This window comes from Bacillus sp. SIMBA_008 (assembly GCF_046535495.1).
GTDB classification, from domain to species: domain Bacteria; phylum Bacillota; class Bacilli; order Bacillales; family Bacillaceae; genus Bacillus; species Bacillus subtilis.
Genome location: NZ_JAWRWL010000976.1, coordinates 1 through 248 on the forward strand (window position 1 = coordinate 1; position 248 = coordinate 248).

The 248-nt window shown below is 52.8% G+C and carries 1 rRNA gene; it reads left to right on the forward strand.

The annotated features are described in order from the left end of the window. Positions 1-248: ribosomal RNA gene (locus tag SB658_RS26290) — 16S ribosomal RNA — on the forward strand; the annotation flags it as partial.

Here is a 248-nt window from a genome sequence, read left to right on the forward strand (position 1 = left end):
GTACCTAACCAGAAAGCCACGGCTAACTACGTGCCAGCAGCCGCGGTAATACGTAGGTGGCAAGCGTTATCCGGAATTATTGGGCGTAAAGCGCGCGCAGGTGGTTTCTTAAGTCTGATGTGAAAGCCCACGGCTCAACCGTGGAGGGTCATTGGAAACTGGGAGACTTGAGTGCAGAAGAGGAAAGTGGAATTCCATGTGTAGCGGTGAAATGCGTAGAGATATGGAGGAACACCAGTGGCGAAGGC